Annotated in this window: 12 protein-coding genes; 9 read left to right on the top strand and 3 right to left on the bottom strand. The window is 36.7% G+C overall.

Annotation, left to right across the window (positions count from 1 at the left end):
• Window positions 1–4: 4 nt before the first annotated feature.
• On the top strand, window positions 5–1,078 hold the full coding sequence (locus tag AAGU07_RS15125) for a type II secretion system F family protein (RefSeq protein ID WP_342459923.1): 1,074 nt from the start codon (window positions 5–7) through the stop codon (window positions 1,076–1,078).
• Between the two features lie 126 nt (window positions 1,079–1,204).
• Here the strand turns inward: AAGU07_RS15125 and cbiQ are convergent, their stop codons facing one another.
• The 3 genes from cbiQ to cbiM are packed head-to-tail and all read right to left on the bottom strand — an operon-like array spanning window position 1,205 to window position 3,000.
• A complete protein-coding gene (gene cbiQ, locus AAGU07_RS15120) occupies window positions 1,205–2,002 on the bottom strand; it encodes a cobalt ECF transporter T component CbiQ (protein WP_342459922.1) in 798 nt (265 codons plus the stop codon).
• Window positions 2,003–2,023: 21 nt separating this feature from the next.
• Complete coding sequence (locus tag AAGU07_RS15115; protein ID WP_342459921.1) at window positions 2,024–2,329, bottom strand: PDGLE domain-containing protein; 306 nt, start codon at window positions 2,327–2,329, stop codon at window positions 2,024–2,026.
• A complete protein-coding gene (cbiM, locus tag AAGU07_RS15110) occupies window positions 2,326–3,000 on the bottom strand; it encodes a cobalt transporter CbiM (RefSeq protein WP_342459920.1) in 675 nt (224 codons plus the stop codon). Before cbiM ends, AAGU07_RS15115 begins: the two co-directional genes overlap by 4 nt.
• Window positions 3,001–3,488: 488 nt before the next feature.
• On the opposite strand from cbiM, the gene AAGU07_RS15105 reads away from it, so the two are divergent.
• The 8 genes from AAGU07_RS15105 (at window position 3,489) to AAGU07_RS15070 (ending at window position 13,114) form a co-directional block, all read left to right on the top strand.
• Window positions 3,489–4,082, top strand: coding sequence for an FmdE family protein (locus tag AAGU07_RS15105; protein ID WP_342459919.1), 594 nt, complete (start codon window positions 3,489–3,491; stop codon window positions 4,080–4,082).
• Between the two features lie 865 nt (window positions 4,083–4,947).
• Window positions 4,948–7,311: a CO dehydrogenase/acetyl-CoA synthase complex subunit alpha gene (cdhA, locus tag AAGU07_RS15100; RefSeq protein ID WP_342459918.1), complete on the top strand. Its 2,364-nt coding sequence runs from the start codon at window positions 4,948–4,950 to the stop codon at window positions 7,309–7,311.
• Between the two features lie 19 nt (window positions 7,312–7,330).
• Complete coding sequence (gene cdhB, locus AAGU07_RS15095; RefSeq protein WP_342459917.1) at window positions 7,331–7,840, top strand: CO dehydrogenase/acetyl-CoA synthase complex subunit epsilon; 510 nt, start codon at window positions 7,331–7,333, stop codon at window positions 7,838–7,840.
• Window positions 7,841–7,874: 34 nt separating this feature from the next.
• Entirely contained in the window at window positions 7,875–9,263 is a 1,389-nt protein-coding gene (gene cdhC, locus AAGU07_RS15090; protein WP_342459916.1) for a CO dehydrogenase/CO-methylating acetyl-CoA synthase complex subunit beta, read from the top strand.
• 27 nt (window positions 9,264–9,290) lie between these two features.
• Window positions 9,291–10,052: an AAA family ATPase gene (locus AAGU07_RS15085; RefSeq protein ID WP_342459915.1), complete on the top strand. Its 762-nt coding sequence runs from the start codon at window positions 9,291–9,293 to the stop codon at window positions 10,050–10,052.
• Between the two features lie 25 nt (window positions 10,053–10,077).
• Window positions 10,078–11,244, top strand: a complete 1,167-nt coding sequence (gene cdhD / locus AAGU07_RS15080) for a CO dehydrogenase/acetyl-CoA synthase subunit delta (protein ID WP_342459914.1) — start codon at window positions 10,078–10,080, stop codon at window positions 11,242–11,244.
• Between the two features lie 15 nt (window positions 11,245–11,259).
• A complete protein-coding gene (gene acsC, locus AAGU07_RS15075; protein ID WP_342459913.1) occupies window positions 11,260–12,633 on the top strand; it encodes an acetyl-CoA decarbonylase/synthase complex subunit gamma in 1,374 nt (457 codons plus the stop codon).
• Between the two features lie 13 nt (window positions 12,634–12,646).
• Complete coding sequence (locus AAGU07_RS15070; protein ID WP_342459912.1) at window positions 12,647–13,114, top strand: 4Fe-4S dicluster domain-containing protein; 468 nt, start codon at window positions 12,647–12,649, stop codon at window positions 13,112–13,114.
• The last annotated feature ends 50 nt before the right edge of the window (window positions 13,115–13,164 follow it).

The following is a 13,164-nucleotide window of genomic DNA, read 5'->3' as shown; positions in this document are numbered from 1 at the left end:
TAGAATGGCTTTTGATGGCCTTAAAAAAATCTTCGACATACTCGGCGGAGCTACGATTGACTCAAGTAAAAAGGTAGGAGAGGGCGTACAGGTACCTGTAAGTAAGCTAAACGATATGAGAGCAAAGTCCCGATCAGGACTTGGATCTCGAAGTCTTGGATCTAGAGGAATGGGATCCCTAAATAAGGAGTCTCCCCGCGTTATAGAACGGATGAAAATGGATAAAGATGAGATTCAGATGTTTAAGGAACTCATCGATAAAAAATATGAACGAGCTGATAAACCTAAAGAGGATAAGGCTCAAAGGGATGCATATCAGAAGGCATCACTTGAAGAACTTCTTAAAGAAGAAGAAAAAGAAGGCATAGACCCTAAATTAATTATGGGAATGGGTGCAGTATCATTTGTTTTAATCCTGGTGATAATGACTGTTCTCGGATTTGGAATCGAGATAGGTCTTGTATTTGGAATGTTAATATTTTTAATGTCTGTTATGATTATTTTCCTGCCTAAAATGCAGAAAGGGAAAAAATCAAATGAAGCATCAAGAGAACTGCCATACGCTTTAAGGCAGATGGCAACTGAACTTCGTGCAGGACTCGGTCTTCATGAAAGTATGAGATCTGTAGCTTTATCTGGATATGGCCCACTTTCTGAAGAATTTGCACGAACATTAGAGGAAATTAAATATGGGGAAACAACAGAAAATGCATTAATGGATATGAGCGAACGGATAGACTCTGATGGAATGAAAAGAGCAGTTCATCAGATAACCAGGACCTTAGCAAGTGGTGGGGACCTTTCAAGGACGCTCAATGTTATAGCAGAAGATGTCGCCTATGAAATGAGAATGAAACTGAAGGATTACGCTCAAAAATTAAATTCATTCACTATGATATACATGTTTGTTGCTATACTTGGACCTGTAATTCTCATGATCATGCTGATTGCAGCATCAACTGTTATGGGCGGCAGTATGTTCCCTCCAGTGGTTCTTTTAATCTTATACCTGTTCCTTTTCCCGATGATCGTTGGATTTTTAGCATTTATGATTAAAAGGCTGGAACCGCAAATATAAATTAATTCCATTTTTTTTATTTTGAACTAAAAGTACTTGGTTAATTGGTTTGACACAGATTGCTAAACAATTTCTATATCGAGAATATTATCCTGTTAATTCATTAAAAATAGTAAAAATAAGATTTTACACAATTAAAAAGTAATGGGCAATTTCAAGGCATATTACCAGTGCCACAGTTATCCCTGTGAAAACATACTCTTTTGAACCTATCTTCTTGTTTCCATCATTATAAAGCTGGGATTTATCTGAATACCCCCTGCTTACCATGCTAAGGTAAACAGTTTCGCCACGTTCATAAGCCCTTAAAAACATCATCATTATGGTGTAACCAATTTGTTTCATTCTCCACATGTATGGTGTTTTTTTGTTAAATATGTCAAAGTTTCGGGTTGCCTGTGCGTTTCTTATTGCGTCTAATTCATCAAAGAACATGAACAAAAATCTGATCATGAGACTGAATATCATTGCAAATTCTTTGGGCATACCTAACTTCCTGAAGGATTGCACTACCTCCTGCATGGGACTTATGGATGATAAAAGCACGATTGCAGTTAGAGAAACAATAAGGCGTGACATTAACAGTATTCCAAATGTTAAACCTTCATAAGTAACGTTGATGCCAAAGGGCAAAGCATACATTACATTACCTGGATGTATGAATGGTTGAAATAATATAATCAAACCTCCAAAGGGTAAAAGTAATAATACTCTCTTTAAAGTGGTTTTAAATGAGATTTGAGACAAGTAAATCAATAATAAAAGATAAACTTCAAGTAAAACAAGAATCATCGGTTCTGTAGTGTAAACCGCATAAACTGTAATGAACACCAGTATCACTAATTTAATTCGTCCATCTAACAGATGGAGAAAACTTTCCTTCATAGTTTCATTTTCTAAATTGAGAATTGAATTGGTGTTCATTGATCTATCTCCTGAAAATATTTATTCCAATGATTCTGGTTTTCTTCTTCGCAATAAAACTGCTGCAACGTATGCGATTGCTAAAGTTATCAAAATGCCTATAATTAATGCTATTACTCCGCCGTAAGGATTGTCTTCCCCTAAAATAGGTATTATGTAGTCTGACATTGGTGCGTTGTAGTTGTTTGACTCTTGAGTAGTGGATATATCTTCTGCGGTTTTTTCTAGCCCGTCGGGGTTGCTTGAAGCTATAAATGGTGCTAGAACAGCAATTATTATACAGATTGCTAAACCTGCCAGGACAAATTTCTTATCTCTTGGGCTCATTTTGCTGCCACCTCTAGTTTTTCAGATTTTTTATCATCCGTTTTCTTCTTCTGGTTCCATGCCAGTAAGTCTGGGCGCACATTTTCTAATGCCATGATTACAACAACTGTTAGAATTGCCTCGATGATCCCTATTAATGCGTGGTATATTCCCATCATTTCCAGTCCGGCTATGAGTGGGAATGTTCCAGCCAGCCACATTTCAACTGCAACGGCTTCAGCTGCTATAAATATGGATAACCATGATGCTATGGCTATGGCTGGTATTTTTCCTACTATTTTCCTAAGGGCACGGAATCCATAAAGTCCTACAAATCCTCCTATAATGCCCATATTAAGCACGTTAGCACCTAAAACTGTTATTCCTCCATCACCGAAGAATAAAGCTTGAACTAAGAGTACTAATGTGAACACTATAACTGCTGCCTCTGGAGCACAGAATACAAGTGCAATTAAAGCTCCACCCACCATATGTCCGCTTGTTCCAAAGGCTATAGGAATATTCATGGACATTATAGCAAATATACCTGCGGCTAAAACAGCCATTAAAGGAACTGACCGTTCATCAAGATTCTTTCTAGCCCATCTCTGGGAGAAATACAATGCAATAAAAAGTATAACAAAATAAATGGCACACTGCCACAAAGGAATAAAGCCGTTAGGTATATGCATATTATTAAATCTCCTTGATTTTTACAAAATAGGTTCTATTTTTTATAATATAAACCTTTTCGTAAGTATTACTTATTTGCTGATTTTAGTAAAAAATGTAATAAAAAAGTACTACTAAAAAGGGATTTTTGGTAGAAATAGTAATAATCAATTTTAGATAACAGAAGCTTGAACTATGAACTAATTTTGTAAATAGAGTTCATTATATAAATTATTTTCTTTTTGATCTTAATAAATTAATTGAGTAGAGTGTTATAATTGTTTTAAATTTTCAAGGTTATAGGATAAACCAGTTTTTGATGTCTATTTTATTAAGTGATAATTTGAAAGAACTTCACTTTCAAGTTTCATTTGAAAACATCACGAGAAAATTATAACTTTTATTTAATTGATTAAAGTTCATCTTAAAAGTTTGAATTACTTTTTTTCGTCACGTTTAAATATATAAGACGCTAAATACAACTTTGAAATAAGTAAAGGTGAAAAATATGAATGATTATGAAGTTTTACTTAATAGGGCAAAAGATTTGCACGGTGAAGTGTGTCCCGGTGTAATTATGGGGACCCGAATGAGCATTGCCGCTATGAAAAAGCTTAATATGGATCCTCTAGAACCAAATGAGAACCTTATAGTAACTGTAGAAACAGATAGGTGCATGCCTGATGCTATACAGGCAATAACAGGATGTACTGTTGGCCGCAGAACTCTAAAATGCAGAGATTATGGTAAATTTGTGGCTACATTTGTGGATATGACTACTGGAGAAGCAGTCAGAGTATCTGCAAAAGATGATCTGGTAGATTCCACTCCTGGCCTTTGGATATGGTTTAAAAATGTAGCAGAACTGGCTAAAGAAAAAAATATGCCTAAGGTTATGGAAGAAAAGAAATCTGCAATTAAAAAACTATCTGAAATGTCAGATGCGGATCTGCTTTATTTAGTGGAATTGCAAATAGATGATACCGAAATTCCGGGCATTCCACATCATATAGTAACATGCTCAGTCTGTGGTGAACATGTAATGGATAAAAAAGAAATTATTGTGGATGATAAACCTGTCTGTCAGTTTTGTGCAGATTAAAAGAATTAATCTGCATGAAATTTAGGAAATGTTATATTCCATCCATAATTATTTGTTATAATGGGTCAGAATCGTTTTTTTATTTATCTATTCTTAGGATATTATATATTTGATAGAAATGTCAATTAGATTCTCTTAAATTCCCGAAAGGATGTCCTTATATTACTATTGAAAATATTTCTGGAATATTGACTTTTGGTAATAATAGCAGTAAGTTATTCTAAAAGAAATAAATCTAAATTACATGTGTTTTATAAAAATTATGTATTAAAATAGTTATGAGTTTAAAATACTCTTTTTAATGCTGTTTAACTAGTTTAAATTCTTTTTACTCGGTTTTTAATTATCATATGTGAATGATAATTATATATTGTAATAACTAAAATGTAAGAGATAATCAAAACAGATTATATATTGTTTATTTCAATTTTAATTTTTTAATATATTGTTTTAAAACTTTAAATTTAATTTTTATTCTTTTATGTAGTATATAGTTAGAAAAATAGGGAATTATTTAATATAACTTTCTTTGGGAGTGTTTTCAAATTAAGGTAAGTTCATAAGATAATAAGTAAATGATAATAAATAATAAAAAAATATTGGGTTTTAGAAAAAGGGTACTGAATTGGTTTTAAGTTAAAATAATGATCAATGTGAGGATATGAAAATTAAAAATCAATAAATTAGGTTATATTAGTGTAATTCTGGTATTACAAAATAACTCATTTTTTGAAAAATAAGGATAAAATTTATATAAGGTGACGCTCTACTTTAAAATATCATTATAAATCATTAATAATTAAAGCAAACTTTATATAATGGTGGAACCCTATCTAAACTATCATTATAAATCATTACTAATTTGGTGATTACTGTGACACCGAAAAACAAACCTAAAGAATTCAAAAATGATTTTTGGAAGTCAAAAAATTTCAAAGTCTCAATTGGTGAAATAGTTGAAAAAAAGGAAGGGGAAACAGCTCCTGAATCGATGGGGCCGACTCCTAAACCTAATGTAACTGATTTAAGATCTTGGGACATGAAATTACTGGAAAGATATGAACCATTCTATGCACCTTTCTGTGATATGTGCTGTTTATGTACATTTGGAAAGTGTGATTTAACTGGTAAAAAGGGGGCATGTGGAATTGATATACAGGCTCAGCAAGCAAGAATAGTGCTTTTGGCCTGTTGTATTGGGACGGCTGCGCATGCTGGACATGCACGTCACCTTGTTGACCATTTAATAGAAAAATATGGGGCTGATTTTGCAATCGATCTTGGAATGAATATGGACATAGAAGCTCCATTGATAAGGACAATTATAGGTAAAAAACCTAAAAAACTAGGCGATTTAAAAGAAGTACTTAGTTATACTGAAGAACAATTATCACACCTTCTTTCGGCCTGCCATACCGGACAGGAAGGTAATCATCTTGATTTTGAATCAAAAGCAATGCATGCAGGACTTATGGATGACCTTGCAAGAGAGGCGGGGGATCTTGCACAGATTGTGGCCCTTGGAATGCCTAAAGGTGATGAAAATGCTCCTTTAATAGAAATGGGGCTTGGAACAATTGACAGCAAAAAACCTGTAGTTCTGTGTATAGGGCATAATGTAGTCCCCGGCGCTGGAATAATGGACTATATGGAAGATAATGGTCTTGAAGAAGATGTCGAAGTGTGCGGAATATGCTGTGCTGCCATCGATATTTCAAGATACAATAAAGCAGCTAAAGTGGTAGGTCCTCTTTCAAAGCAGCTTAAATTCATTAGAAGTGGTGTTGCAGATGTCATAGTTGTTGATGAACAATGTATACGGACTGATGTGCTTGAAGAAGCCGTAAAAAATAAAGCAGCAGTCATAGCCACCACAGATAAAATGTGTCTTGGGCTTCCAGACCTTACAGATGAAGATGCAGATGAAATAGTTTCCAAACTTGTTTGCAGGGAAATTGACGGGGCTTTGATACTTGACCCTGAAAAAGTTGGTGAAGTTGCCACAAGGGTAGCAATGAAAATTGCAGATGAACGTGAAAACCTCAAAATACTTCCAGATCTTGACGAAATTCAGGAAATGGCTAAAGAATGTACTGAATGTGGGTGGTGTGTACGTGTATGTCCAAACGGTAAACCGATGATGGATGCAGTTGTTGCAGCTGGTAAGGGTGATTTTTCTAAATTTGTTGAGCTTTACGAATACGACACATGTTATTCCTGCGGTCGGTGTGAACAGGAGTGTGAAAGGGAACTTCCGCTCATGTCAATGATTACTAAGGTGGGAGAACACTACATAAAAGACCAGAAGTACAATATGCGGGCAGGTAGGGGACCAGTTCAGGATGTTGAAATAAGAAGAGTAGGTGCCCCAATTGTTCTTGGAGATATTCCGGGAGTTATAGCATTTGTAGGGTGCTCAAATTATCCTGAAGGTGGCTTAGAAGTTGCAAAAATGGCAGAAGAATTCCTTGAGCGAAATTACATTGTTGTAACCACTGGTTGTGGAGCAATGTCTATAGGGGAATACAGAGACGAAGAAGGAAAAACACTCTATGAAAAATACGGTGGAGAATTTGATGCTAAAGGTCTTGTAAACATGGGGTCATGTGTTTCAAATGCCCATGTTTCAGGTGCATGTATAAAGATAGCCAATATTTTTGCTCAGAAACCCCTTGAAGGAAACTTCGAAGAAATCGCAGATTATATATTAAATAGAGTAGGTGCATGCGGTGTTGCATGGGGTGCTTATTCCCAGAAAGCCGCCGCAATAGCAACTGGAGTTAACAGATGGGGAATACCAGTTGTTGTAGGGCCGCACGGCTCTAAATATCGTAGACTTTACTTAGGAAGAACTGATAAGAAAGAAAAATGGAACCTTAATGATTTAAGGTCTGGTGAAGTAATTGAAGGAGAACCAGCGCCTGAGCACTTGATGTACGCGGCTGAAAACCGCGGGGAAGCAACAGTAATGATTGCAAAATTATGTATAAGGCCTAATGACACTCCAAAAGGAAGACAGATAAAATTAAATCATTATATAGACCTTCACAGGAAGTATTTTGGTACTATACCTGATGACATCTCTAAATTTATAAGAAATGAGAAAGACATCCCTATAACCTACAAGAAAGACGTTATAAATATGCTGGAAGAGGCAGGTTGGGAACCACGTGCACTTCCGCAGGAACCATCCACAATGGCCTTTAGGGAAAAAGCAAGGGGTAAATGATTGCATAGAAGGTGATTAAATGAATGAAAGAGTAATCCCATGGCAACCGACAGTTATAGCCGGCCCAAAACAGGCACTGCTTGTAACTCCAGAAACGGCAGAAATGATGCTTAAAAAGGCAAAAAGACCTTTAATGATAATGGGGCCTCTTATAAAAGAGAGTCCTGCACTGCCACTTGCCGTACTAATTTCAGAAAAGTGGAATATTCCTATTGTAAGTACAGGAGATACGTTTAAAACACTAAATGAAGCAGATATTAAGAGCAAGCCTTATGGAGTAGTTGAAATTGTAAATCTTCTTAAAGATCCAGATTGGGGAGGAATAAATGGAGAAGGACAGCATGATTTAGTCCTGTTTATTGGTGTAATTTATTATATAGGTTCTCAGGGACTTTCAACCCTGAAGCACTTTGCACCCCACCTTAAGACACTTACACTCTGTAAATTTTTCCATTCCAATGCAGACGCATCGTTCCCTAATATGAAAGACGAAGAATGGATCAAATATCTTGAAAAATTAGCAGAATAACTTATAAAGCGAATAAGAATCATGGAGGAATTTAATGTTTGAGGATATACCTGTTGATGTTAGCCCAATGTATGAAGGAGAACGTATAAGATCAGCAAACATGTTTGTTGAACTTGCAGGCCCTAAATCTGTCGGTGCAGAATTAATTCAAGTTGCAGACGACGTTGAAGACGGCAAAATAGAAGTCGTAGGTCCTGAACTCAGTGACATGAATGAAGGGGAAATCTATCCTTTAGGGATACTTGCACAAATTCAAGGAGAAAAACTCGAAAAAGAGTTAGAAGGAGTTATCGAACGTAGGATACATGAACTATGTAACTATGTTAAAGGTTTCATGCATCTGAACCAGCGAGACCAGATATGGTGTCGTGTGAGTAAAGAATCAGTAAATGCGGGATTTAAGCTTGAAGATCTTGGAAAAGCACTTTCAATTCTCCTCAAGGAAGAGTTTCCAATAATAGAAAAAATATCAGTCAGCATACTTACAGAAGAAAGCGAAGTAGAATCATTCTTAGAAACAGCAAAAGCAAAGTATGAAGTAAGAGATGCAAGGGCAAGAGAATTGAGCGATGAGGATGTTGATGTGTTCTACGGTTGTACAATGTGCCAATCATTTGCACCAAGTCACGTATGTATCGTTACACCAGATAGAACCGCACTTTGTGGAGCTATAAACTGGTTTGACTGCAGAGCTGCAGCTAAAATGGATCCTGATGGGCCAATATTTGAAGTAGAAAAAGGTGAAGTTTTAGATGATGTAAGGGGTGAATACAGCAACGTAAACACTGTCATGGCTGAAAAATCACAGGGTATAACTGAAAGAGTATATTTACACAGTGTATTTGAATATCCTCACACTTCATGTGGGTGTTTTGAAGCGGTAGCATTTTATATTCCTGAACTTGATGGAATTGGAATAGTAGATCGGGACTTTAGAGGAGAAACTCCGCTCGGAATTCCATTTTCAGCAATGGCTGGGCAGTGTTCTGGTGGAAAACAGGTAGAAGGATTTACAGGGCTTAGTCTGGAATACATGAGATCACCTAAGTTTTTACAGGCAGATGGAAGTTATGAAAGGATAATTTGGCTCCCAAAAGAGATAAAAGAGTCTCTAACTGATTTCATACCTGAAGAGTTATTTGATAAAATTCCAACTGAAGAGGATGCATCAAGCATTAAAGAAATCCGAAGATTCCTGCGTGAATCAGAACATCCAGTAATTGAAAGATTAAAAGCATCTAAAGCAGCTGCAGCAGAACCTGAAATTGTGGAAGATGAAACAGAAGAAGTTGAAGTATCAGAAGCTCCAATGGCCCAGATTGCATATGCGCCTGAAATTTCAGTGCCAGCAGCCGGTGGAGTTAGAATAATACTTAAAAACGCTAAAGTTTACGCTGAAAAGATAATAATCAAAAGGAAATAGTTTTAAATTTAAATGAGAGGTAGCTTAGTGATAATAGCAGTAAGTGGAAAGGGAGGAACTGGTAAAAGCATGATTACTTCCCTCATTGTTAGATCCTTAAAATCATGCGGTAAAGATATATTAGCGATTGATGCGGATCCTGATTCCAATTTACCAGAGGCCCTTGGAATAGATGTTGAAAAGACAGTAGGTGATGTTAGAGAAGAGCTTAAAAAAGACACTGCAGCAGGTAATATCCCTAAAGAATCAAATAAATGGGACATACTTGATTATAAAATTATGGAATCCATTGTGGAAACTCCTGATTTTGATCTTCTGGTAATGGGAAGGCCAGAAGGAAGCGGATGTTACTGCGCCGTAAATAACATGCTCCGAAAGATCATTGAAACACTTACCTCCAACTATGATATAATTGTCATTGATACAGAGGCAGGACTTGAGCATTTAAGCAGGAGAACAACTCAAAATGTTGATATCATGCTTGTAGTGACAGATAGATCAAAAAGAGGGATTTTAACAGCAAAAAGGATCGGTGACCTTTCAGATGAACTTGATATCCAGTTTAAAAAGATGTATTTAATATTAAACCGTGCTGTCACTGGAAAAGAGGAAGAAACAATTAAAAAAATTGATGAAATTGGTTTGAACCTTATTGGAACAGTATATGAAGACGAAACTGTTGCTGAATATGATATTGAAGGAAAACCGTTGATGTACCTTCCAGATGATTCTGCATCTGTAATTGCAGTTTCTGAAATTGTTTCGAAGATTTTAGATTTAAACGTATAACAAAAAAATTGAAGGATGTGGGTTTATGGATAAAATGACACAACTTCTTAAACTACTTGAGAAAACAGATTCTATAGAAATAAATGAATTTAGAATGGACTTTGAAGAGTTAGAACTTCAAATAATGCCGGCTATCCAGCAGGCTGTTCAAAGGGTCGAAAGACAGGTTGAACAGGCAGGAATAAAAGAAGGAATAATATCGGAGGTTGAAGAGTTTTCACCTCCAATCCATGAATACCCGGGATCGGTAGCAGAAGTTCAGCTTGGTGCGGGTTCAAGAAAGCCAGTATTTTTAGGGGGACAAAACGCACTGTACCGTTTTGAAGAACCTCAGCCAAATCCTCCTGTTGTTACATTTGATGTTTTTGATATTCCGATGCCAGGACTTCCAAAACCGATAAGGGAACATTTTGAAGATGTTATGGAACATCCTGGTGACTGGGCTAAAAAGGCCGTTAAGGACTTTGGAGCCAATATGGTAACTATACACTTGATTGGAACTGGACCAAAAGTTATGGATAAAACTCCTCAGCAGGCCGCAGCAGATATTGAAGAAGTTTTACAGGCTGTAGACGTGCCTTTAGTTATAGGTGGTTCAGGTGACCCGCAAAAAGATCCAATTATTCTTGAAGCAGCGGCAGCAGCAGCTGAAGATGAAAGATGTCTTCTTGCATCAGCGAACATGGATTTAGACTACAAAAAAGTTGCAAAAGCAGCAGTAGATTACAATCATGCGGTTCTCTCATGGGCTATAACAGATATCAACATGCAGAAAACCTTAAACAAGTACCTTATGAAAGAAGGTTTAACTCAAAATGACATTGTAATGGACCCTACAACATGTGCACTTGGTTACGGTATTGAATTTTCAATAGATGTTATAACCAGAACAAGACTCGCTGCACTTAAGGGAGATACAGATTTACAAATGCCAATGTCTTCAGGAACAACCAATGCATGGGGTTCTCGTGAGGCATGGATGAAAAAAGAAGAATGGGGGCCAACTGAGTACAGGGGACCAATTTGGGAAATAGTAACTGGACTTACCATGATGCTCTGTGGTGTTGATATATTTATGATGCTCCACCCACAATCAGTAAAAATGCTGAGAGAAATCGGAGAAACATTTACAAAAGAATATATGACTACAGAAGTTCCAGATATCTCAAACTGGATTACTCAACTGGGGTAGAAAGGAGGTTTTAAAATGGCCGTTACTGCAATGGATGTTTACAGATTACTTCCAAAAACAAACTGTGCAAAATGTGGAGAGGCATCATGCATGGCATTTGCCACAAAACTCTCTGAAAAAGAAACAGATATTGAATTATGTACACAACTTTCAGCCAATGAGGCGGATAAGCTTGCAGATGTATTAGCACCTGCTGTAAGAGAAATAATGGTAGGTAAAGGCAATAAAGCCATGATGGTTGGTGGAGATGAAGTCCTTTACAGGTATGAACTAACTTATTACAATCCGACTCCTCTTGTAATTGATATAAGTGATGATATGAACCCTGCTGAATTTGAAGAGAGGGTCAAAAAGATAGAAGGCACTGAATTTGAAAGAACGGGGGAATTGCTCACACTTGACGCTATAGCACTTAGAAATAAGTCAGGTGACGCCTCAAAATTCAAAGAAGCTGCAGAAAAACTTAAAAGTTCTAAACTAGCGTTAGTATTATGTTCATTTGATCCAGAAGCTATGAAAGCTGCACTTGAAGCTGTTGGGGATGAACGTCCATTGATATATGGCGCAACAGAAAACAATATAGAAGAAATGGCAGCACTTGCACTTGGATATGACTGTCCGATTGCACTATTTGTTCCAAATGACCTTGAAAAAATGAAAGAACTATCCAGGATTTTAAGGAGTAAAGGAATTAAGGACATAATCCTTGACCCTGGAACCTTTGTAAATGATGGAATTGGTGACACCCTGGATAACTTTGTCATGATGAGAAGGCTTGCAGTTGAAGAAAGAGATGAAGATTTCAGATTCCCAATTTTAGGAGTTCCCGCAATTGCATGGCTGGAAAATGGTGAAGATGATGTGAGTACTGCAATAAAAGAAGCTACAATTGCATCCACGCTTATGGATAAGTATGCAGATATAATGATAATCCATGGAACTGAAATATGGGAGTTAATCCCTGTTTTAACATTAAGACAGAGCGTATATACAGATCCAAGGAAACCTCAAGCAGTGGATCCTGGATTATATGAATTTGGTGAAATAAATGAAGATTCACCTGTCGCACTAACTACAAACTTTGCTCTCACCTATTACACAGTTGAGGGTGACCTGAAGGCCGGGAAAGCCAATGGTTATTTGCTGGTACTTGATACCGAAGGTAGAGCTGTCGATGTGTCAGTAGCAGGCAGCCAGTTCAATGGTAAAGCCGTGGCAGATCTAATAAAAGAAACAGGTATTGAAGACAAAGTAAAAACCAGAAAAATGGTTATTCCTGGCCTTGGGGCACCAGTAAGTGGTGAAATCGAAGATGAAAGTGGATGGGAAATTTTGGTAGGACCAAGAGACTCATCAGCTCTGGCAGATTTCCTTAGAGAAAAAATGTAATTAGGTAGATAGTATGAAAACATTGATGGTAATGGACCCAAAAATGTGTTCTGAGTGCAAAGACTGCATAACAGCATGCGAAAAAGAACATGGAACCGCAAGGGCGAAAAAAAGCAGTTCAATTCCAATTTTCTGTCTGCAATGTCATCCAGATAAGGCACCATGTGCTCGAATATGTCCAACTGGAGCCATAAAAGAGGAAGATGGAACTCTTATAGTAAACGAAGATGCATGTATAGTCTGCAAGCTCTGTTTAATAGCATGTCCTATAGGGATGCCAGTAATTGACGAAGAGAAAAAAGCAGTTCAAAAATGTACTTTATGCATGGAATCTGACAGAATACTTCCTGCATGTGTTGAAGCATGCAAAGACAATGTTTTAAAGGTATTTTCAGTTGAAGAGCTTGAGGAACTGAAATCAGATGTTTCATTTGCAAAGGTTCTTGAAGAGACCTTGAAAATGTGTCAGGATAAGTTATAAAACTTATCCCTCTATTTAATTTTTGATTCTGCATTTTAAGCTTAAATCTA

It is taken from the genome of Methanobacterium sp. (genome assembly GCF_038562635.1).
In the GTDB taxonomy this organism is placed as follows: Archaea; Methanobacteriota; Methanobacteria; order Methanobacteriales; family Methanobacteriaceae; genus Methanobacterium_D.
This window is presented reverse-complemented; position numbering and strand designations above follow the sequence as displayed.